15 protein-coding genes, 3 tRNA genes and 1 pseudogene are annotated in these 21,682 nt (G+C 56.0%); 10 read left to right on the top strand and 9 right to left on the bottom strand.

Annotated features, from left to right (window positions below):
• Positions 1-85: 85 nt before the first annotated feature.
• Positions 86-1,774 carry an FAD/NAD(P)-binding protein gene (locus CCHOA_RS07995; protein ID WP_164472428.1) on the bottom strand — a complete coding sequence of 563 codons (1,689 nt, stop codon included), beginning with the start codon at positions 1,772-1,774 and terminating at the stop codon, positions 86-88.
• A gap of 288 nt (positions 1,775-2,062) precedes the next feature.
• The gene (locus tag CCHOA_RS07990) at positions 2,063-3,106 is read right to left on the bottom strand and encodes a pyridoxal-phosphate dependent enzyme (protein ID WP_123929182.1); all 1,044 of its coding nucleotides are present in this window, start codon (positions 3,104-3,106) and stop codon (positions 2,063-2,065) included.
• 162 nt (positions 3,107-3,268) lie between these two features.
• On the opposite strand from CCHOA_RS07990, the gene CCHOA_RS07985 reads away from it, so the two are divergent.
• Both CCHOA_RS07985 and CCHOA_RS07980 read left to right on the top strand, forming a co-directional pair.
• Positions 3,269-3,736, top strand: coding sequence for a holo-ACP synthase (locus tag CCHOA_RS07985; RefSeq protein ID WP_123929178.1), 468 nt, complete (start codon positions 3,269-3,271; stop codon positions 3,734-3,736).
• Between the two features lie 116 nt (positions 3,737-3,852).
• Complete coding sequence (locus CCHOA_RS07980) at positions 3,853-4,131, top strand: DUF3618 domain-containing protein (protein WP_123929175.1); 279 nt, start codon at positions 3,853-3,855, stop codon at positions 4,129-4,131.
• A 461-nt stretch (positions 4,132-4,592) separates the two neighbouring features.
• Here CCHOA_RS07980 and CCHOA_RS07975 read toward each other — a convergent pair whose 3' ends face one another.
• Positions 4,593-5,156 (bottom strand): isochorismatase family protein, encoded by a 564-nt coding sequence (locus CCHOA_RS07975; RefSeq protein WP_123929172.1) that lies wholly within the window; start codon positions 5,154-5,156, stop codon positions 4,593-4,595.
• Positions 5,157-5,651: 495 nt separating this feature from the next.
• On the opposite strand from CCHOA_RS07975, the pseudogene CCHOA_RS07970 reads away from it, so the two are divergent.
• A pseudogene (locus CCHOA_RS07970) lies at positions 5,652-6,828 on the top strand (IS1249 family transposase).
• 122 nt (positions 6,829-6,950) lie between these two features.
• On the opposite strand, the gene CCHOA_RS07965 reads toward CCHOA_RS07970, so the two are convergent.
• Positions 6,951-7,026, bottom strand: a tRNA-Lys gene (locus CCHOA_RS07965).
• Between the two features lie 339 nt (positions 7,027-7,365).
• On the opposite strand from CCHOA_RS07965, the gene CCHOA_RS07960 reads away from it, so the two are divergent.
• On the top strand, positions 7,366-8,559 hold the full coding sequence (locus CCHOA_RS07960; RefSeq protein WP_123929168.1) for a L,D-transpeptidase: 1,194 nt from the start codon (positions 7,366-7,368) through the stop codon (positions 8,557-8,559).
• A gap of 254 nt (positions 8,560-8,813) precedes the next feature.
• Here CCHOA_RS07960 and CCHOA_RS07955 read toward each other — a convergent pair whose 3' ends face one another.
• The 4 genes from CCHOA_RS07955 to cmrA all read right to left on the bottom strand — a co-directional run bounded on the left by CCHOA_RS07955 (position 8,814) and on the right by cmrA (position 11,786).
• On the bottom strand, positions 8,814-9,446 hold the full coding sequence (locus CCHOA_RS07955) for a phosphatase PAP2 family protein (protein WP_206425782.1): 633 nt from the start codon (positions 9,444-9,446) through the stop codon (positions 8,814-8,816).
• A gap of 364 nt (positions 9,447-9,810) precedes the next feature.
• Positions 9,811-9,886: transfer RNA gene (locus CCHOA_RS07950), tRNA-His, on the bottom strand.
• A 183-nt stretch (positions 9,887-10,069) separates the two neighbouring features.
• Entirely contained in the window at positions 10,070-10,759 is a 690-nt protein-coding gene (gene orn, locus CCHOA_RS07945) for an oligoribonuclease (protein ID WP_123929163.1), read from the bottom strand.
• A 226-nt stretch (positions 10,760-10,985) separates the two neighbouring features.
• On the bottom strand, positions 10,986-11,786 hold the full coding sequence (cmrA, locus tag CCHOA_RS07940; RefSeq protein WP_123929160.1) for a mycolate reductase: 801 nt from the start codon (positions 11,784-11,786) through the stop codon (positions 10,986-10,988).
• A gap of 871 nt (positions 11,787-12,657) precedes the next feature.
• Here cmrA and CCHOA_RS07935 point away from each other — a divergent pair.
• Positions 12,658-13,389 (top strand): hypothetical protein, encoded by a 732-nt coding sequence (locus CCHOA_RS07935; protein ID WP_123929157.1) that lies wholly within the window; start codon positions 12,658-12,660, stop codon positions 13,387-13,389.
• A gap of 452 nt (positions 13,390-13,841) precedes the next feature.
• Here the strand turns inward: CCHOA_RS07935 and CCHOA_RS07930 are convergent.
• Positions 13,842-13,915, bottom strand: a tRNA-Arg gene (locus tag CCHOA_RS07930).
• 389 nt (positions 13,916-14,304) lie between these two features.
• On the opposite strand from CCHOA_RS07930, the gene CCHOA_RS07925 reads away from it, so the two are divergent.
• From CCHOA_RS07925 to CCHOA_RS07905, 5 genes are all read left to right on the top strand, one after another.
• Positions 14,305-16,527, top strand: a complete 2,223-nt coding sequence (locus tag CCHOA_RS07925; RefSeq protein ID WP_123929154.1) for a bifunctional copper resistance protein CopD/cytochrome c oxidase assembly protein — start codon at positions 14,305-14,307, stop codon at positions 16,525-16,527.
• Positions 16,528-17,127: 600 nt separating this feature from the next.
• Entirely contained in the window at positions 17,128-17,664 is a 537-nt protein-coding gene (locus CCHOA_RS07920; protein WP_123929150.1) for a single-stranded DNA-binding protein, read from the top strand.
• Between the two features lie 240 nt (positions 17,665-17,904).
• A complete protein-coding gene (gene ettA, locus CCHOA_RS07915; RefSeq protein ID WP_123929147.1) occupies positions 17,905-19,575 on the top strand; it encodes an energy-dependent translational throttle protein EttA in 1,671 nt (556 codons plus the stop codon).
• Between the two features lie 587 nt (positions 19,576-20,162).
• The gene (locus tag CCHOA_RS07910) at positions 20,163-20,642 is read left to right on the top strand and encodes an acyl-CoA thioesterase (protein ID WP_123929144.1); all 480 of its coding nucleotides are present in this window, start codon (positions 20,163-20,165) and stop codon (positions 20,640-20,642) included.
• Positions 20,643-20,779: 137 nt separating this feature from the next.
• Positions 20,780-21,679 (top strand): DUF8185 domain-containing protein, encoded by a 900-nt coding sequence (locus CCHOA_RS07905; protein WP_123929141.1) that lies wholly within the window; start codon positions 20,780-20,782, stop codon positions 21,677-21,679.
• Positions 21,680-21,682: the final 3 nt, after the last annotated feature.

Here is a 21,682-nt window from a genome sequence, read left to right as displayed (position 1 = left end):
ACCACATTGGTAGAGTGAGCTGCTTATTGGCAGGTCGTACCCAAAGCCAAGTCACGGTAATTGGTGAGATGTGGAAGATGCGGAACTACGTGCTGTGCTGAGATGCGGCGAGCACATGGTCGTGGACGGTAGCAGCCCACCGGGGAATCTCTGGGTGCATCGCCCTAGAGAGTGTGTCGTGCCCCAGCACGGTGCCTTCAACATCACGCCCCACCATTGCTAGCCGTTGAGACCCGGTGAGATATCCGTTGCGCCCAATCGCAAGGAGCCCGTTTTCATCACTCGTGAGCAACCCCAGTTTGCGCAGGCGGCCGGCAAGACTGTGGTCGTGAATCCCCGGTGGGGCAATGGTTGCATCCACCAGCCACACTTCGTCATCGCCGCGATGATACTGATGTTGCCAGTCGGTTTCTGGCAATGCTGCTTTCACATTCGGCAGTGCACAAGTTCGCGGAGCTGTAACAATTCCCTCGTCGATCAGTGCCAACAGTCTTCCCGCGGTAGTTTCGGGCGGACCAAAGGCCACCCGCTCAAGTGTGCGGCACAACCGGTGAAAACCCGGCAGATAGTGGTAACTTCTGGCGGTCACCAGGGCAGGATACAGACGTCTGAAGGCATCCCCCACCGCCCACTGCGGCGAAGGTGCGGCAGTACCGCGGATAACCTGCACACTGCGCCGCAGATCACCCACCGCATCACCACTGCCATCAGATCCGGAAAGAACAGCACGAACCTGCGCATGATGAGTGGACGTAATTGTCTCTCCGGCGGCCTGTAACCAGGCAATAGCTGCCTGCTGCAACACATCGATGATCGCTTCGGTTGTGGAAGCAGACTTAAGCAGGTCACTCAAATCTGCTGCTGCTGCCACATCGAGCTGGTAGAGCGGCGAACCAGGAGCAGGCTTGACCTCCATGAAACGGCCGCTGCGGGAATACGGAATGATCTGTTTCGGTTCCTGTCCACAACGGACATAGCGCCACTGCTCACGTGTGCTGGTAGCAAAACGCCCCCCGCGCCCCTCAGTAAGGAGCAGACACACATCAATTGCAGTGAGCGCCGCACCCCGCATATGGACACATGCGCCAGCCGGGATGACATCGACCCCCGGTGCAAAATACGGGTGCAGTGCCGGGGAAAGCTCACCCTCCCAGGCATGCACATGCCCAGTAGCGAACAGCACTTCGTCGACAGTCACCGTAGCTGGCACAACCGGCGCTCCGGCTGGATTTCCGTCCACATCCGACTTGGTGCGGTGGTTGCCCAGATCGAAAGATCGAGCGTGGTCACTCTCGGATTCTTCGGGCAGGTCGCTGATCGAGACATCAATAGTATCGCCGGAAATCGCCACATCCGTGGCCAAACCTGGCAGATGCTCAATAGTCATCCCCGGTGGAAGATCCGCCAGCAACTGCTGATAGCAGTGGTGTAAAAACTCGCCAACCACCACCCGGGGAACGAAGACACGACTTGCCGGATCACCTGCTTGCGCGCCGGGGATTGCAGGTTTGGCTGCCAACCAGTCGCTGAATGCGCCACCAGTTAAAGAGGTCACCACACTGGCTGGGGCGTTGAGTCGCATCACCGGCGACTGGCCGGCTCGATACACCCAACCCGCCCCGGGTGCATGCGGCTCAATGAGGGTAACCGCCACTGGCAGGTGCGCCGTCGATGCTTGCCACTGTTTGCGGAGTTCTTCGAGCGCCCACAGTCCACGCGGGCCGCCGCCGATAATCGCCACCCGATAGGGGGCTGGTTGCTGTGTGGAGCTCATTGCGAATCGGAACCCTCCTAAAGGGATAAGAAAAAAGACCTGAAGGGATAAGAAAATAACGACCGAGGTTGGCCATGTTGCCTCAAGTGGCCACAGTCCGGTGAGTATCAGTTCTGCACACTTGTAGTGGTTGGCTTGAGCATTACAGGTGGTGAAAGCCGTGCACTGCTGGTGGTTGGTTGTTTGCTGCATTCCCGCCATTGGTCAGCACACGAGGCTGCGAATAAAAGGGGGTTGCGGCTGCTGGGCGGTGTGGAAAGCGGGTTGTATGCAGACCACACCCGAATCTCAGGTACGGTCATAGTCCCCGAGGTCGCCTGCCAACAACGCGTCAACCAATTGGGGGATTGCATCCTGGGTGATGCCTACTTCCCGGTGCAGCCACCCCGGATCATAAATCGAGTCGAGATAACCGGCACCGCTGTCATGCAATACCACCACAACAGGTCGTTTCCCGCTGGGGGAGAGTACCCCTGTTGCCACGGCGTGCGCGAGGGCAGCAATCACCGCCCCGCCAGAGGCACCGGGCAAAATCCCCTCCACCCGGGTGAGTGCATGCGCACCGATCACCGCCTGTTTGGTGCCAATGCGAGTTACCCCGGTGGGATGGACATGTGCTGCCAGCGCAGGCAGGACACCGGCACCAAAACCAGGTAAGACCCGAGTCGCCCGAGGTCCCTCAAAAAGAATCGAGCCGTATGCATCAACGGCCATCGTGGCGGTATCGGCACCAACCTCGCGAAGTTTCCGTTGACAACCGCCAAGGGTGCCGGTGGTACTTACTGCCACAAAGAGCCACTCCGGGGGTGCGTCGAGCGCATTCAAGATTTCAGCCATGGTGCCTTCCGCGTGGGCTGTAAAGGCAGCCTGGTTGGAGTATTGATCCAAGTTGATGGCCTGCGGATACTCCTGCAGTAAGGCTTGTACACGCGCCCGGCGGGCAGTCAACCAGTCGCCGGTTGCTGCATCGGGACTGTTGACCATATCGATGGTTGCCCCGAAGCGAGCCATAGTCGCCAAGGACGCCGCATTTGCTCGCGGATCAACCACACAGCGAAAATCCCAGCCTCGCTGGTGTGCCTGGCGGGCAAGAGCAATCCCTAAATTGCCTGATGACGACTCCACCAGCAGTGGGGTGGTTGTCTCATCAATACGTCCATCGGCGATGGCCGCTTCCACCATTGCCCGGGCGGTGCGATCTTTCGCTGATCCACCGGGATTAAATTGCTCAAGTTTGGCGTAGATGCGCCGGGATAATCCGAGCCGCTCAGCCAACCGATCGCAGGGCACGAGCGGAGTATTGCCGACCGGCGCAAGCATTGGTGTGATCATACTTTTCCACTATACCCGGCACTATCACGGCTGATTCGCGAGAAAACAGAGCCTGCAGTGAGACGCCAATGCCGCCTACCGGTGGCAACCCCTGCCGGCAAGAACCGGTGACACACCCTGTTCCAGCGGTAAGCAACGTCCCATCGCCTAGAATCGACAGCCGTGCCACCTTATGTCCTTGCCCACGGTATTGATGTTGTTGACTTGACGGCATTTGCCGCACAGCTCTCTCAACCTGGAACACAGTTTCTGCGCGTGCTCTCCCGCCGGGAGCGGCTGCGTGCCAACCGCTATAGCGGTTTCCGTTTTGCCGAACATGTTGCTGGACGGTGGGCAATCAAAGAAGCCGTGATCAAAGCCTTTTCGCAGGCGCTGTTCGGCCAGCCGCCAATCATCGCGGCAGAAGAGGTCAATTTCGCCGAGATTGAGGTTGTAGCCGATGCCTTTGGACGCATCAAGGTGCAGCTGCACGGGGAGTTTGCGGCCGCTATCACTGCCGCACTCGGGGAGGATCTGCAATGGTTTGCCAGTATTAGCCACGATGGCGCAGTGTGTATCGGCAGCGTCATTCTGTGCCGCAGCCACACTGCACGCACCATCGAGGCACCGTCCGAAGTGACCAACGATTAGCTTGCTTGTATGATGATAATCATATGACTTGCGAAGGCAGCGTTGATCCATGGCTGTGACAGCTCCTCGCCGCCAACATTTTTGACTGACAACCACTGTTGATAGAAGGACTTACCATGGCACGAAGCATCTCTGATATCGAACGCGATATTGCTCGCACTCGTCGTCTGCTCGCCGGCACCCTTGACGAACTGGCTGAACGCTCAAAGCCACAGCGTCTTGTCGAGGATGCCAAGCAGGAAGCGACGAGCAAGCTGCAAGACCCGCAGGTACAAAAGGTGCTCGCTGGTATTGCTGGGGCAGTCGCAGTGGTCGTGCTCATTGGTAGCTACCGGGCACGCCGTCGCAACAAGGATCTGCGGGAAATCCGGCGTATTCTCGCTGAACGCGGCTAACAACTTCTAGCGCGAAGGCATTGGCTGTTGGTGTCTCACATGCAGCAGGCTGTGCATCACCCTTGATATTCAGGTGAAAGCAGCCGACACGGCTACAAACAACGGCGCTACACACCGATCACCAAGGACGTGACGTTTGTCCTTGCTGGTCGGTGTGTTGCGATTTCAGGGCATCATGCTGTCAGCTCGAGAATCGGATGCACCACGTCGCCGTCACGCATCCTGGATATTGCCTCCTGGGTCAACCATGCGCTCCCTGTTCCGCCGCATTTACGCCTGATAGGAGGAAAAATCCTCCTATGCGGGGCAATGAACCAAGGAAGAGGGGTTGCCGAGTTTTGGCGGCTTTAGCACCACAGCAGGAGCGCGACGACATAACTCGACTCGAGCAGGGGAGCATATGGTGCCGGTGGATGGTGTAGCGGGTGAAGGTCAGTCGGCGAAGACGTGCTATTGCGAGCTTATGGTAATTCGACGAGACGAGCGCCAGCGTCTTGCATTGCCTGCAACGCCGCGGCAGAGGTAGCTGCAGCCACTCCCGCGCAGAGTTCCGGGTAGACTCGCACCGCATATCCGTGGTTTCGGGCGTCGAGCACGGTTGCGCGCACACAATAGTCGGTGGCGATCCCTACGATATCCAAATCGGTGATCTCATGGCGCTGTAACAGTGCGGCGAGTGACTCTTCGTCGGCGGATCCCTCAAAACCGGAATAGGCAGCCGAATATTGACCCTTGCGTACCGCAACGTCGATAAGTTCGGTTGCGATGTCGCTGTGCAGTTCCGCACCGCCGGTACCAACCACACAATGTGGCGGCCAGGAATCGACAAAATCCGGTTCCTCGGAGAAATGATCACCGGGATCAATGTGCCAATCCTGGGTGGCAATTTGTACAGCATAGTCGGCTGCATGCTCACGCTGCCACGCCCCGATTAAGGCGGCGACCTTATTGCCATCTTCGCAGGCTAACGCACCACCAGGGCAGAAATCATTTTGCACATCGACAATGAGTAACGCACGGCTCATGGGGATTCCTCTCGAAGGGACGGCATAATGCTGCATCACCATGTCCCACCCTGGCGAGTCTTGATGACAGGGGAAACCAGGGCGGACAGTTACAGGCCACACTACAGCGGCAAGCAGCGCTACGCTGCCCAATGGGGCAATATTGTGTGCCACATCGATGCCGAATGTCGGCGGGGCGGATCCTCACCGGCGTTGCAGCACGCGCGTATGCCCGCCTAAAGTCTCAGCCGCTCCGGCTGGAGTGTTTCGTCGAATGACCGAAGCGAATACACATCAGTTTTTTGGTGTTCGACGGTGTGCCGGGGAAGTTGGGACTCTGTGTGCAGGCATTCGAGGCTTAAGGGTCAAAAAGTGTGTCTCAAACCGCCGATTTCTACCACCTGAACAGCAATGACAACAAAATAATAAGCCTAGAAAGCTTATTCCCCTCTTTTTTCTCCATAACCCTTGACGGCACCACCACCCCATGGTATAGATCCTGTTGGCTTCAGGGTTATGTCAACCAATCGTCCCCGCTGCAGTATCTGCGGTAACCCCACAAAGAAAAACGGCACAACAACAAAAGGCACCACACGATGGCGTTGTATCCACTGCGGTGCCTCTACAAGTAAAACCCGGCCCGATATCACCGCTCGAACCTGGATGAATGAGTTCATCTCCCACCTGACGAGCAATAAAAGCATCGCCGACATCGCCGCTGCTCGTGGCACATCCCCGAAAACAGTTCACCGCCACTTCCAGCCACTGTGGCTGATCAGCGTGCCCCAACCACACAACCACCCCGTCTACGATCAAATCTTTCTCGACGGAACCTACCTCAACGGCGGCTGTCTCCTCATCGCAGCAACCCGTGACTACGTCCTTGCCTGGCGCTGGTGCAAGCAAGAAACCACCTACGACTACACACAACTCATCCGTGATATCACCCCGCCACTTATGGCAGTCATTGACGGCGGAAACGGCGCCTACACAGCGATGACCTCATGCTGGCCACAGACCCCTATCCAACGCTGTCTCGTACACGTCCAACGCAACACACGACGCGATATCACCAGCCGACCCCGCACACCCCAAGGCACCATCATCTACCAACTCGCACTCCAGCTCACCCGCATCACAACCCGTGAACAAGCCGACCAATGGATCGACTACCTCCACCAATTCACACAAGACTGCAACAGCTGGATGAACGAAAAAACCACCATCACCGACCCCCTCACCGGGAAAAAGAAAAAAAGTCTTCACCCATCAACGCGCCCGACGCGCGTTCTACAGGCTCTACCACCTGGCAAAAGACGGCAAACTCTTCGCTTACCTCACCCCCCATCCCAGCGCGAAGAACCCTGAGGCGTTCGCCTCCACAACCAACTGCCTCGAAGGCGGTATCAACGGGCCTTTAAAACTCATCGCCAGACAACACCACGGTAGAAAAGGAGAACGTCAACGAACCAATATCGACTGGTGGCTCCACTTTCGCACCCGAGATCCGCTTGATCCCCACATCATCGCGAAACAACAAAACTGGGGCAAAGACTCACTCGCTAAAGTAGAAACCCTCACCCCAGTCAACAACAACGAAGCAAACCATCAAACCGGACGCCCCGCGCTGTACGACAATCATATCGACATCGAGTACACGCACTCCGTCGGGATCAGAAAAGGAACGATCTAAACCCCCACAGCCACCCCCACCCCCAGACACACTTTTTGTCCCTTAACCCGCATTCGACAACGCTACCAGCGGCAGATATAAGAAAAACCGGATTGATGGTAACCATCAATCCGGTCTTTAGGTGGTGCGCCATCAGGGACTCGAACCCCGAACCCGCTGATTAAGAGTCAGCTGCTCTGCCAATTGAGCTAATGGCGCATATTGCTGCTGTAGTGGGCTTCTTGCCCGCCGCGGCAACGAGTAAGAATATTACAACGCCGCGAAGAAGAAAGTAAAATCGCCTGGTAGTTGCGTGTTTTGGTGGTGAATATGAGGGTTTTGCAAGCTTCCTTGCTGCCCCGCGCAGGTGGAAGTTTGTTATCCGGATCCTGGTTGATCGTTGATGTTTGTTCACCAGGGTTGTGTGCGCGGCAATGTACAATCGTCTACACATTGCTGCAGTTGGCAGTGTTTGCTCGCAGCCCTTTCTCTTGCGCATTGCGGTGGCGAGTAGCGTGAACTGTAGGAGTGCTGATTTACTGTCGATCTTGGAGCATCATGCAACGTTTGACCAGATCTGTGTTCACCGCTGTCGCAACACTTGCGGCCGGCTCTCTTGTGCTTGCAGGGTGCAGTCCATTGGGGGAGCCAGCAACCGGTGAAACTGTTGCCGAAAAATCGACAACTACGAAAGCGCCGGTGCCTGCAGTAGCGAGTGTGCGCGACGGTGCCACTGGCTACAATCCGGCGAATCCGGTGACGGTCAAAGCAGTGGAAGGCACCCTGAAAGAAGTCGTCATGACCAACCAGGACGGCAAGGTTGTTCAGGCGGAATATTCCGCCGATCGAACCACGTGGACCACCGCCGAGGATCTGGGCTATTTCCGCACTTACACCATTCAAGCCACCACGAGCGAAGGTGCCACATCGACGACGGTATTTGACACCATCACGCCGGATGCAACTACCAATGTGGCCTTAAGCCCGTTGGAAGGGTCGACGGTGGGGGTGGGGCAAACCATCGGGTTCCGGTTTGGTCAGCCCATTGAAGATCGGGAAGCCGCCCAAGAGGTCATTACGGTGACCACGAATCCACCGGTCGAAGGCGCGTTTTATTGGCTAAACGATTATGAGCTGCGGTGGCGTCCGGAACATTTTTGGAAACCCGGTACCACCGTGGATGTTGATGTTGATTTATACGGCACCCATTTGGGCGAAGGACTGTGGGGAAATAAACGCAACCACACCTCGTTTACCATTGGTGATGAGGTTATCGCCGTCGCCGATGACAACACAAAAACCATCACGATTAGCCGCAATGGCCAAGTGATCAACACCATGCCGACGTCAATGGGGCGGCCTGATTTTGCGACTCCACAGGGCACCTACATTATCGGCGACCAATATCCCGACATTGTTATGGATTCGTCAACATTCGGTCTGGCCGTTACCGACCCGAACGGATATCGGACTGACGTGAAGTATGCGACACAGATGTCCTATTCGGGGATTTTCGTGCATGCTGCCCCATGGTCAGTGTGGGCGCAGGGGAGCCAGAATACTTCCCACGGCTGCTTGAATGTGTCCACGGAAAACGCCAAGTGGTTTATGGACAATACGAAGCGCGGTGACATTGTGGTGGTGAAAAACACCGTCGGTGGCACGTTAAGCGGCTATGACGGCCTAGGGGACTGGAATATTCCGTGGGAGACCTGGAAGGCCGGCAATGCAACACCCGCACCGGCGGAGTAACACCGTTGTGGATGGGGGCGTACTCGGACGTTTAGTCTGCTGGTTGATTCTGCTCGGCGCGAAGCGGGGTGGCTTCGCGCCTGGGCAACTATTGCTGTGAAGCTTCGTCTGCGAATGCGGCTACTGCATTGTGAGTTCGCACGGTGCACGCTGTGTTGTCTTAGACGCCGCACAATCTCCTGGCTGGGAACAACGCTGCAGCAATCCATGGCACCGTGGCCAACGCTTTGCAACGTGAATTGGCGGATGCCCCGTTAGCGTGCTGTGTGGGAAGCAGCATCGGTGTGGGGATGTCGTTGTATCGCGTTGATCAACAATGCACCGATGGCAGTCACACAACACACCACCCCACAGCCAATGAGGCTTCCGGCAATAACATCGGTAATCCAGTGCACGCCAAGATACATTCGGCTGACGGCCACAAATACGGTGACTGCGAGACCTAGTAGTCCGATCCAGAGGGTCTGCCACAGCCGGTAGGTGAGCCACACGTACACCACGATCGCCGTCATCAGTGCGGCTGCGGCGGTGGCATGACCAGATGGAAACGAGAAATTCGTTTCAGAAGTAAGACGGAACACCACTGGTGGCCGGTGCCGTCCAATCACGTCTTTGAGCAGATGTGTCGTCAGCGAGGCGCTTTCGATAGCGATGAAGGTGAGCGCTTCTAAGGCGAATCGCCGCCGGAAGATGGCAACAGCGGTGAGCATGATCCCGCTGAACAGTGCCACCATAGGCGGATCAAAGAGCCAGGCTGCTGCCTGCATCACTGTGGTCATCGAGTTACTTCGGTGGGTGATAAACCACCACCAACAGCGCGCATCGATACCAGTAATCGCGTTGCCAACAATCGCATAGACCACAAACACCCCAAAAAGAGCCGCCACACCTACGAGGAAGAGTCTGCGGAGGCTGACGAGGGGATACACGGTAGCGTTGCTGCTTTCTCAAGATGTCAACAGTGAACAAAAGGGCGGAGGTTTCGGCGGGCGAGGGGTTGCAATCGCACCGATGCCGACGAAGGAGCCGGACAGTCGCCGAGCGCTCTTGGTGTGCCCTGATGACCAGATGGAAGATGCAGTAGCAGACTGGAAACGGTTTTAGGCTCACACCTGGAAACAGGCTTTTCATTGCAATGCCAGGTTACGCCCCGCAGCACCCCCGAAGCTTTCAAGGCTTGCGGAAGAACCCTGGGTTGGAATGCGAACAACCCCGAAGAGACAACGAAAATCTCTCGGGGTTGTTCACTATTGGGGTGGCTGACGGGACTCGAACCCGCGACACCCAGAATCACAATCTGGTGCTCTACCAGCTGAACTACAGCCACCACTGGCAAGATCACAGCACACTTGGCAACCCAAGCGGCCTGTGTCAGGCAGCGATTAGCAATAATAGCCGAGACTGACGTAGATGCAAAAATCTAGCTATTCACCTGCGCTGATGGGAAGTGGCGAGGCAGCTGTGGGCTGGATCGTGGCGCAGCGGCAGCGGTGTGCCTGCCAATGAGAACTTAAGAAAGGCTGGTTTGTGGCGGGGCAAGCGATGCCAAGGTTTGTGTAAACGCATCAATGGTGGCTGCGGTGTTTTCGGCGACCGCCTCTGTAGTGGGGCCTGGTGGAGCGGTGAAAACTGTTCGCTGAAAATATGCAAGTTCCCGGATCGATTCGACAATGTCGGTTAACGCCCGGTGGGACATCGCTTTTTTCGGCTGACCATAGTAGACCCGGGGGAACCAGCGGCGGCTGAGTTCTTTAATTGTGGTGACATCGATCATCCGATAGTGAAGCATCTGATCCAATTTGGGCATATAGCGCCGGATGAACGTCCGATCGGTGGCAATAGAATTTCCGGCAAGTGGGGGATTACTGCCGGCAGGACAGTGCTGACTGATGTAGTCGCAGACAGCTTGCTCAGCTGCCGCAACGCTAATGGTGGAACGGCGAATCTCTGCGGTCAGACCAGAGGAATCGTGCATCTTCGTGACGTAGTTGTCCATTGCTGCAAGTTCATCCTCTGTTGCATGGACTACGAGGTCGAGACCGTCATCGAGCAGACGTAGCTGGGCGTCGGTGACGATACAGGCGATCTCGACGATGACGTGCCGGTCAGGATCGAGGCCGGTCATTTCGAGATCGACCCAGACGAGCCGGTTATCTGAGGCGGAAATCTCAGGCTCGCTTGCGGTTGCTTGGTCAGTCATAGCATGCTCCTTGAACACGGATGTTGCGTTCTCATCTGCTGTGCGCTGCAACAATGGATTGTTCTTATTGCAGCGGACAATAGTAGTTACGGCTAGTGGGGTGGGGTGCTGGCAAAAGTTCCAGGCGGGTTTGGTCGAGGTATTTGTAAGCGTCGAAGTGCTGTCGCAGCTGCGGTCGGGTCGCCGCATCCCGAGGTCGTGAAAGGCCTCCCTGCAAGGGGAAGGGCTAGGCCATCTTCTTGTAGAACCATCCAGCAATCGGTGAGATTACGGCAGTTGGTGCATAGGCGGAGATCGTATCCATTGCTTTGCCAAGTGGTCCTGGAACGACCCGTCGCTTCCCCTTAGACATTGCTTCCAACGTTTCCTGCGAGCAGGTTTCATAGGTGGTCCACAGCCAGTCGGGGACCACCTTGTCGACGATGGAACGTTCAGCTTCGGGTTTGAGTGCCTCACGTACTGGCCCTGGAGCGAGCAGGGTGGCTGAAACCCCAGTGCCGCGCAGCTCATAGTGCAACGCCTCGGTGAAGGCATTGACTCCGGCTTTCGTGAAGACATAGGTGGCGTTATTTGGAATGGGCATATTGCCGGCGGCGGAGCCAACATTGCAGATCACGCCACTGCGCCGGGCAAGCATGCCGGGAAGTACCGCGCGGGTGAGCTCGAATACTGCAGTGGCATTGAGTCCAAACTGGTTTTGTTCATAGTCCCAGTCTTGATCCATAAACGGTCCAAAGCTGGCGATCCCGGCAGAGTTCACTAGCATGGAGACTTCCCATTGCTGCAGCTCATCGACGAGCTGTGTGCGGGCTTGTGCGTCAGCTAGGTCGCAGGGATAGGCCTGTGCAGTGATCTGGTGGGTAGTGGATAGCTCGTCGGCAATGTGTTGGAGGAGTTCCGCGCGGCGAGCGATGAGCACCAGATTATGGCCCAGCCGGGCGAGGTCTTTCGCCATGGCAAGTCCGATGCCTTGGCTGGCACCAGTGATTACAACAACGTGATCCGGGTGGGGAGTGGGCAGTGTCATGACGGTGTGAGATCCCTACGGTGAATGTCTTTTGAAAACAAAGATGTTGGATGGTGATTGTTCCGGGCTGATGCAGCGCACCAGTCGCAGTGTCACCAGGCTGGGTGAAAACCGCTGTGGTGATTGGGGGCATATATGGCTAGCGCCGGAAACGATGCAATGTATGCCACAGTACAAAACTCTGGCGCGCTGCGCGCCTTGGGTTGCGGGTGGGGTGAGGCTAATTGTCGTAATGCGGGCTGAATGTCATTTGTTGCCGCCGCACTTGCTGGCGGAAGGTTGTGGTATTCCTGAGTCGATCGCCGCAAAAGCGGGGGATCATGAAAAGGTGCGGACGAGCTAGTCGGGATACGGCTCGAGGTAAAAAGTGTCTTAAATCACAAGCGGATATTTCACCGTATCGTCTCCTTGAAAAGTGGGGTGAGTGTGCGCTGTGGGGGAATGTCGCCTGGGGGGATTGGTGGCCGTGTCACGAGGTTGAGTCCGTCTGCTTATCCATGGAATGCGCAGCATATTTGCCATGCGATACCAATGTGGCGAAAGTGAAGCAATAGTACTATTGGGGCAGGTGTGGTTCACTGTGCGGGAAAGTATCGCTATTGGAGCAATCTGAGGAATTATTCACTGCTTCTTGGTTGTGGCTCACAAACTGTTGCGTGTCCTGATGAGTTTGGTACTGTTTTGCATCAACTGGTGAAGCCGGTGAAGGTTGCGCCGAGGTCGCTATGTAACGCAGTTGACCCTTGGCTCGATACATTCACTGGATATCATCCAACCGACTGACTATCGAACTGCTACGGCGTATCAAGCTGTGGTGTTGTGGGGAAGGTCGGCTACCAGTTCCATTGTTTCAAACTCGTAAGGATTTTCCATGAAGCTGAAGAACAAGGCTCTTGCCGGTCTGCTCGCTATCACCCTGCCGCTCGGCGCTATGGCTCCGGCTCACGCTGCAGAAGACACCGACACCAACACCAACAGCAACAGCAAAAGCTCTGACTCGCTGAAGGGTTTCACCAACTCTTCCGACAAGGATAAGGGCGACGACCAAGGCTCCTCCAAGGGTCTGACCAAGGGCTCCTCCGAGGTTAAGGATCAGGCTGAAGGTGTTAAGGCTGCCTACACCAGCCTGGAGACCGTTGTTAAGGAACAGTGCCTGGCTGAAGACGCCAAGCTGAGCGCTGAAGACTGCCTGAAGAATGAAGAAGTTGTCAAGGCAATCGCAGTTGCTAAGGAAGCGCTGGCCAAGGAGAACGTCGACGTGAACGACGATTTCCTCAAGGACACCGTTACCCAGATCGTGAAGGATGGCAAGTGGGCTCCGGCTAAGACTTCCTCCAACAACGACATCAAGTTCGATCTGAACTCCTCGAACCGCACCGACGACAACGACACCCTGAAGACCGTTGGCATCGTTGCTGCTATCCTGCTGGCTCTCGGCGGCCTCGGCTGGGCATTCACCTCTGGCTTCTTCGGCCAGTTCCTGCCTGCTCCGGCTCCGGCTCCAGCACCGGCTCCTGCACCAGAAGCTGTTCCTGCTCCAGAAGCACCAGCTCCTGCACCAGAAGCTCCGGTGAAGGGCATCGTGAAGGGCATCGCTCACTAATTCACGCTGCAAGTACCCTGCAGCGGCCACCAGCGCCGTGACATTGTCGCAGCGTTGGTGACCACCGCTTGTCGTGGGGACTTGTGCCTTGCAAAAACTAACGACGCCACCGGAACATGGGGTCGAGCTTGCTCGACTCGTCGCCGGTGGCGTCGTTTTGCTACTGCGACCGGCAGTGCACGTCGGCATGGGTTCGTTGCGGAAACGGAAGATCACCGCACCGGGGTGTGATAGCCGGGGAAATACCGAGGAACTTCCCCGCTTCCACACGGCGATGGAGCGATCTTTCCGTTTTTTGTGACACGCTCTACCAGGCGTTGCACTGCCGGTTTGTCAGAAGTATGACCGGTTTTTGAACAAACAACACCGCATTCCAGCGATCCTAAGCAGCGCTGTCGATTCGTTAGACAGTGCTGGGGGATGATGCTGGAATGCGGTGTTTTAGTCTGTCGCGCCCCCGGTAGGATTCGAACCCACGACCAGCCGGGTAGAAACCGGATGCTCTCATCCACTGAGCTACGGGGGCAAGGGCTGCTGATGCGACAAGGTTACACGGTGGAAACACTGCGCCGTATTAGCAAAGCAACAACAAAGTTTAGCGTGGAAGGCGCACCCGCACCAAGTCACGTCGAGTCGACCAGCAAGTAATAGTACTGCCCAGGGGGCGGGGTTTTTCGAAACATAGAAGTACGCCAATGCTAGTAGCGCAGCGTGACAGCCGTAGAATTACAGATCAATTGCTCAAAGGTTGCTTCAGCCCTCGGGAACGTGGTCTCGTTGTTGCTTTTTTAGTTGCTCCTTTTCTTCGTTGTTGCTTCCGGATTTGGCGTAGCCGTATATCTCGAGTAGGGCTCAATATGCCGGGCGCATCACTCCGGTGTGCCGAAGTGAGGACATACCGCTACCCTTAAACCCATGTCTGCCAATGCTGTCGCCTCGAATCAGGCTGATTCGTCACCTCCAACTCGCGTGCAAACGCAGCCCCGAAAAGCAGCGGCTCCACGGAGTTCAACACTGCTCTTAACGGGCTTTGTTATCGTTGCCGGAATTGTTGGCGCCTGGATCAGTTTCGGCTTTCTCGCAGAGTCATTGGCACTGCTGGGGATTAAAGACCCAGGGATCCTCACCACAGCGGGATTACCCTTTGTCCGCTCAGCAGCACTCATGCTCGCAGCGCTTGCCGGTGGATCATTTCTGTTGAGTTCCTTTTTCACCCCACCACGGGACGCGGCAACCACCGACTTATTGCACGCCAAACTCGACGTGGATGGCACGCTTGCGGCGCGAACCGGAATTATCGCCAGTTTTGCCTACAGCATGTGCGGGTTTTTACTCGTTCCCTTGTATCTCTCCGATGTCTCCGGGGAGCCGCTCGTGGAGACGATCCGGATCACCAACTGGCCGATCGCACTGTCACAGGTATCGACCTCGGTAGCGTTTTTCGCAGTCGGTGTGATTGCACTGATCACCGCACTTGGGGCGGCGGCATCCAACCGGTGGTGCTTTCAACCGCTCGCACTCGCCGGCGCCTTGGCTGGCATTGTACCACTCGGACTTGAAGGCCACTCGGCAACCGGTGGCGACCACGATTTTGGCACTAACTCTTATCTGTGGCACCTGCTGTTTTTTGTGTTATGGGTCGGCGGACTCATGGCGCTGATCCAGCATGGTCGCCGTCGCGGCACCCATATGGATCTGGCAGTCCACCGCTATTCTCAAGTAGCCCTGTGGTCAGTGTGTGGCATGGCATTGTCCGGTCTGCTCAATGCGGCTATCCGCCTGCCATTTTCGGCCTGGCTAGATTCCGGATATGGCCTGCTCATGCTCGCGAAATTTGTGGGCATTGTCCTGCTAGGGCTGTTCGGCTATTGGCATCGCAGCCGCACCATTCCCCGAATCGCTGCCAACCCGCAAGATCATCGCTACTTCCAACGCGTAGCGATTGGGGAAGTATTGATCATGGCCGCGGTGGTCGGTATTGCCATCGCATTATCGCGCACCCCACCACCGCCGCCGATCACTCCCGATATCAACACAATGGATATCCAACTCGGCTACAAACTCTTCGTTGAGCCGACGATCTGGAATGTGTGGACAATGTGGCGCTTTGACGTTGCCTTCGGCACCCTTGCGCTGCTGCTTGCCGCGGCCTATATCTGGGGCGTCTATCGTCTCCACAAACAAGCAATAGCCTGGCCGATTGCGAATACCTGCTGGTTTTTAGGCGGCTGCCTGTTGCTGTTAGTCACCATGTGTTCCGGGATTGGCATGAACATTCCGGCCACATTCTCTATGCACATGATCGGGCATATGATCCTCACCATGGGGGTTCCCCCACTGTGGGTGCTCGGCGCGCCATTTACGCTGTGGGACAAAGCCATCAAACCCGGCCCACCTGGTATCCCAGGGCCGAAAGAATGGCTTGCGGTATTTACCAACAATCCACTGCTGAAGTTCCAAATGCATCCTTTGGTCAACACATTGCAGTTCGTTGTGTTGTTCTACATTTTGTATCTCACCCCGCTTTACGACTATGCAGTGTGGGAACACGCCGGACACTTGGCGATGAACACAGTCTTTATCTGGTCTGGGTGTCTCTACTATTGGGAACTTATCGGCAAAGACCCAAAGCCGGTGGAACGATCCGCCATGAGCCGCGGCGCATGGCTAATTTTCTCCATGCCATTCCATCTGTTCTTCGGCATCGTGCTCATTCACATGAACGATGTGCTGGCCTATGATTTCTACGCAAACCTCGGGTTGCCGTGGGAGGTTGATCTCGCCTGGGATCAAGCCGTCGGCGGCGGTATCGCCTGGGCATCTGGCCAATTCCCGTTGCTGATTATTTTCGGTGCCTTATTTCTGCAATGGTATCGGGAAGATAAGCAACAACAGCAACATTATGACGAGTTTGCCGACGCCACCGGGGACGCAGACATGGCCGCCTACAACTCGATGCTGGCCGGACTGCAACGCAGTGACGGTGCCCACACAGGGCAAGAGCAGTCGCCAGCTGGGGATCGTCGCGAAACAAAGCGCAACCATCGCACATCCCCGCGGCAAAGAGGAAAAAAATTCACACAGCTCAGCGATGAAGAATTTGCCGATTGGCAACAGGAACATCCAACAGGGCAATAGAAGCCGCCGCCGGGATTTCACCGAATAATCGGGCATATGAATACACCAACTGTTTAGGGCACAACACCCTTGTAGTGCACAGCTAGGAGAAAAATTTAGCGCGTCTTGCTGCCCACACCCATCGCATAACGACCTTGCAGCACTCGTCAACACAATGCTTTCTACAGTGCAACATCACTGAAGAACTCGCACTGTTGACGGGTGCTGTTGTTGGTTTGCCCAATGCTCGCCCGGATGGCAAAAGAACAGCCTGATTGTTGACCATCCAGCGGCAACGCTAGGAAACTCAAACCACCGATACCTGCAGCCAAGGTGCCAGTTTTCGTTGACGTCGCTACACCAGGGAACCAGGTGTGACAGTGCACAAGTCGAAACACACACGAGCATGCAACACACCACTGATGGCTAGGAATAGAAGATTCCCGCTCCGTTCGGCAGCCATACGCGCATCGCCGAAAGTGGAGAGCTGTGGCGCAACCTGCAAACCAACATCAAGTACTTCAGCGATGATGCAGACTACGACCTCATGCAAGACCACAGCGGTGCATTGGCATCTCGCCTTTTGCGACGAGAACAACAAGGAAGGACTGTGTCAGGGTTATGCCACAGCAAACAATGACAGTCACCGGCGTGGTGCTTACCGACCCGACCTATCACCAGGTCGCTGCTGATAATGGGGTGTGTAACTTTCGAGTCGGTGCCCATCGCAGCCGACTGGACGAAGAAGGCAACTGGAAAGAATGCGACGAGCTGTATGTCTCTGTAGAGGCATGGCGCAAACTTGCTGAAAATACCCGCCGATCAATAGCCAAAGGCATGTCGGTGATAGTGGTCGGAATCCTCGTCACCCGCACCTGGGAAGACAAAGATGGCAATCCCCGATCAAAACTCGTGCTACGAGCAAGCCATATTGGGCCGGATCTGGGTCGCTATCTCACCAATACGGTAAGCCCCACACAAACCGTGATGTTGGCGGCACCGGATTCCTCTGGCAACCTCGTGGAGCAAGAAAAAACCTGGATCGATTCTTCTTCCTATCAGCCGTCGGTCGCGGAGCAGACACGGATCGGTGATGATGGTGAACAAGAACCTGCTGACGAACTTGTTGGCAGCGCCACCAGCACGCCACCGTTTTAATATCCTGCGATAGTGGTGTCGTTCACGCATCCACACCAGGCTGGGTGTACCAGTGGTCTGAATCCCGGGGCAAAGAACCTCGCCCACATCATGTATCTTTGACGATGGAGTAGATGTCTTCACTGGTTGCAGTTGTCTGCCCGGCGCAGGTCGCGCCAGCGAAAATCAACCTGCTAACAGTGTTGACCACACAGCGAAACGTCAAACGACGACAACGGTATTAAAGGACGGCGGAAGTTAATGGGTGAATTTATTTACACCATGAAAAATGTGCGGAAGGCACACGGTGACAAAGTTATTTTGAACAACGTCACCATGGCTTTCTATCCGGGGGCGAAGATCGGTGTGGTTGGCCCCAACGGTGCCGGTAAATCATCGATCTTGAAGATTATGGCAGGTCTTGACCAGCCAAGTAATGGTGAAGCTTTCCTGGATCCGGGCAAGACTGTCGGTATTTTGCTGCAGGAGCCGCCACTGAACGAGGACAAAACCGTTCGCCAAAACGTGGAAGAGGGCTTGGGCGAGATCTTCGAAAAGAAGCAGCGCTACGAGCAGATCGCCGAACAGATGGCGACCGATTACTCCGACGAGCTGATGGAAGAGTTCGGCAAACTGCAAGACGAACTTGATCATGCGGATGCGTGGGAGATTGATTCGAAAATTGAGCAGGCACTCGATGCGCTGCGCTGCCCGCCCGGTGATGAACCGGTAACCCACCTCTCCGGGGGTGAGCGGCGCCGCGTCGCGTTGGCGAAGCTGCTGCTTAGCGAACCTGATCTGTTGCTGCTTGACGAGCCTACGAACCACCTCGACGCGGAAAGTGTCCTCTGGCTGGAGCAACACTTGGCAAAATATCCGGGTGCTGTGCTGGCGGTCACCCACGACCGGTACTTCCTCGACCATGTTGCACAGTGGATCTGTGAAGTTGACCGCGGTCAGCTCTATCCGTACGAAGGTAACTACTCCACCTATTTGGAGACCAAGGCGAAGCGCCTGGAAGTTGCTGGTAAGAAAGACCAGAAGCTGCAGAAGCGCTTGAAGGAAGAACTTGCCTGGGTACGTTCCGGTGCGAAAGCTCGACAGGCCAAGAATAAAGCCCGTCTGGAACGCTACGAAGAAATGGTGGCGGAAGCCGAGAAGTACAAGAAGCTGGACTTTGAAGAAATCCAAATCCCAACCCCGCCACGTCTTGGCGCCCAGGTTGTGGAGGTAAACAACCTCTCCAAGGGATTCGATGGGCGTACCCTTATCAAGGATCTGTCATTCACGCTGCCACGCAACGGCATTGTGGGTGTGATCGGTCCAAACGGTGTTGGTAAGTCGACGCTGTTTAAAACCATTGTCGGATTGGAACAACCCGATGCTGGTGAAGTCATCGTCGGTTCCACAGTGCAGCTGAGCTATGTGGATCAGAACCGGGAAAATATCGACGGTGAAAAGACGGTGTGGGAAGTTGTCTCTGACGGGCTGGACTACATTGTGGTTGGCCAAAATGAGATGCCGTCGCGTGCCTATCTGTCGGCATTCGGTTTTAAAGGTCCAGACCAGCAGAAACCTGCCAAGGTGCTTTCTGGTGGTGAGCGCAACCGGTTGAATCTGGCATTGACGTTGAAGCAGGGCGGCAACCTGATTCTGCTCGACGAGCCAACCAACGACTTGGATGTGGAAACCCTGTCGAGTCTGGAAAATGCGCTACAGCAATTCCCAGGCTGTGCCGTGGTTATCTCCCACGACCGGTGGTTCCTTGACCGAACCTGTACCCACATTTTGGCGTGGGAAGGCAATGTTGAGGAAGGAAAATGGTTCTGGTTCGAAGGTAACTTCGAAGAATATGAGAAGAACAAGGTTGAGCGGCTAGGCCCTGAGGCTGCACGTCCATCGCGAGTCACTCACCGCAAACTCACCCGCTAACCCTCCTTTGTGTGACTTGCCTGCTGTTTCGTCAGCGTAATGGCTGCGAATTGGCGTCCAACCGAGTGTAAGCCCTTGATGAAAGGGATGGTTTCCGGTTGGGTGTTGTTTGGTGAGCATGGCACGATGATCTCTTTGTGGCACCGCCAAGATTGTTCAGCATCATGCACCATTCGGTGCGCTGTGAATCTTGGCGGTGCTGTGTGTTTGAAGAGAGTCGGTGCTTACCGCCTGAGTTGCCAGTTGAAGAGGAATTCCAGGTGCTAAGCGACGACCGGCGGGTATTGCGTCGGCGGCAAACGTAGTCTCACATGGCGGTGATTTAGCTCAATACCAAGTGGTTATTGCGCTTTGTGCCGCATGGCGACTTTCATCACAACGGGGTAGCGTGGGAGCCATCGCTTGGATAAGGCACAGGACTCGACTATTTTGTTGCGGCAACTTTGCACTTGCCGGTCGCGGCACGGGATTGGCTGTGTTTGCGGATGTCTCCGGGCATGCTTGCACGACCGTTCGTGGCGGGATGGCCAAATAGTTACGGCGCACAGCCTTATCGATTCACTGTTGAAGGGAAACATACTGCCACTATGAGGGATTCTTTGGCTGCACACACGACCGATGTCGCTGTACGCTGGTCGGATTTTGACCGCTTCGGTCATCTCAACAATGGCGCCTATATTGAACTGGCGCAAGAGGCACGCAACATTTTTGCGATTGAAGAGTTTTTAGGTCGTGGCCTCGAAGTTCCGGCGGTTTTTCTGCGAACCTTGGAAGTTGACTACCGGAAGCCGATCCTCCCCGATACAACGGCGGTCACGGTGAGCACAACAGTGACCCATGTGGGGAAAACATCGTTTACTACCCGGCAAGAGATCGCGGATCGGGATGGTGTGCATTGTGCCACGGTGACGTGTGTGCAGATTGCGGTCGACGTGAAAACCGCCAGCCCGCGGGCAATTACTGCGAGCGAACTTCGGGTATTGGCGCCGGGCCGGGTGAATCCGGATGGGGAAATCGTCCGAGTTGATGAAGGATCGTCCCCTGCAGGGGCTACTGATACTCAATAACTTTCCTGCTGTCGCACCAGTTTTGGTGTTGTGCACCTGGAGCTGATCGTGTGGTTGTCCTTCGCCTTGATGCACCCGCAGCGGCGAATGAACAGCCCACGCTTAGCAGGCGTTGGCAACTTGTCACACGGTGCTGGTTGAACCTGGAACCAGTTGTGCTCGTTGCACTGGTTGCTGCTTTGCTCATGGATGACGGTGCGGCAGTCGCAGGGGTTTTACCACAAGGTTCAGCAGAGGAAAAGGTTATGCGTGATGTGGAAGTGTCGATCACTGCGGGTCGTCGCGGGTTGGGATCATTGCTCACTAGGGCTTGCCATCTAGATAGTCAGACGCTTGCCCGTTTTAACGTGTTAGATGCGCCGATGGCACAGCCCCGTTCGGCCAGGAATGCTGCGACAGCAGGGGACAATCTTGCATCCGCCGCAGCGGAACCTGCACCCGCTGATACCCGTGGCGTGTCGGCGATTGATGTGTATGTCACTACTCCGTTTTCGGTGTTTGGTAGTCGACGTTGTGCCGGTGTAGTTGATCGGCACGGTGCGGTTGTTTCGGCGGCCAGGCTAGCTGAGTATGTGCAGCAGCATCCTTTACAAGGTCGGGGCGATCAGCCTGTTGGGGCAGCGAAACCTGTTGCCCCAGCCGTCGAGGATTCGATTGTGTTGCCTGCCCTTGATGCGTCGTGGCCAGGAATGATGCCGCCACAGGCTAGCCGGTTTGTTCATGTGGATCGTATCCCTGCCCATGTGGTGCGTGACCTGGTAGGGGAGGGGAAGCGGCTTGCCCGCCAGTTTTCTGGGCCATTAGGACCGCCGGCATCCTTGTTGGATGGAATCGTGGTGGAAGCAACCCGGGATGAATATGCTGTTGCTATTCCAATGCGTATGGTGCTGGCGTTGACGAGTTTAGGGTTTGTTGCCCCGGCAGATTCCTCGTTCCCCCAGGAGATTCGGGTGGCAACCCACGGCTCGTGGGTGCGGCTCGACGCGGCATTTGGATCGGTGGTTTGGGCAGCAGGGGTGCTGGGATTGCAACGATAGACC

It is taken from the genome of Corynebacterium choanae, assembly GCF_003813965.1.
GTDB lineage: Bacteria > Actinomycetota > Actinomycetes > Mycobacteriales > Mycobacteriaceae > Corynebacterium > Corynebacterium choanae.
Note: the sequence above shows the minus strand (reverse complement) of the source record. Positions and strands in the feature narration are given on the sequence as shown.

Excerpts from the sequence above, each read along its gene's own strand:
- CCHOA_RS07995 (WP_164472428.1), bottom strand. The coding sequence starts at position 1,774 with ATGAGCTCCACACAGCAACCAGCCCCCTATCGGGTGGCGATTATCGGC.
- CCHOA_RS07990 (WP_123929182.1), bottom strand. The coding sequence starts at position 3,106 with ATGATCACACCAATGCTTGCGCCGGTCGGCAATACTCCGCTCGTGCCC.
- CCHOA_RS07980 (WP_123929175.1), top strand. The coding sequence starts at position 3,853 with ATGGCACGAAGCATCTCTGATATCGAACGCGATATTGCTCGCACTCGT.
- CCHOA_RS07975 (WP_123929172.1), bottom strand. The coding sequence starts at position 5,156 with ATGAGCCGTGCGTTACTCATTGTCGATGTGCAAAATGATTTCTGCCCT.
- CCHOA_RS07960 (WP_123929168.1), top strand. The coding sequence starts at position 7,366 with ATGCAACGTTTGACCAGATCTGTGTTCACCGCTGTCGCAACACTTGCG.
- orn (WP_123929163.1), bottom strand. The coding sequence starts at position 10,759 with ATGACTGACCAAGCAACCGCAAGCGAGCCTGAGATTTCCGCCTCAGAT.
- cmrA (WP_123929160.1), bottom strand. The coding sequence starts at position 11,786 with ATGACACTGCCCACTCCCCACCCGGATCACGTTGTTGTAATCACTGGT.
- CCHOA_RS07935 (WP_123929157.1), top strand. The coding sequence starts at position 12,658 with ATGAAGCTGAAGAACAAGGCTCTTGCCGGTCTGCTCGCTATCACCCTG.
- CCHOA_RS07925 (WP_123929154.1), top strand. The coding sequence starts at position 14,305 with ATGTCTGCCAATGCTGTCGCCTCGAATCAGGCTGATTCGTCACCTCCA.
- CCHOA_RS07920 (WP_123929150.1), top strand. The coding sequence starts at position 17,128 with ATGCCACAGCAAACAATGACAGTCACCGGCGTGGTGCTTACCGACCCG.
- ettA (WP_123929147.1), top strand. The coding sequence starts at position 17,905 with ATGGGTGAATTTATTTACACCATGAAAAATGTGCGGAAGGCACACGGT.
- CCHOA_RS07910 (WP_123929144.1), top strand. The coding sequence starts at position 20,163 with ATGAGGGATTCTTTGGCTGCACACACGACCGATGTCGCTGTACGCTGG.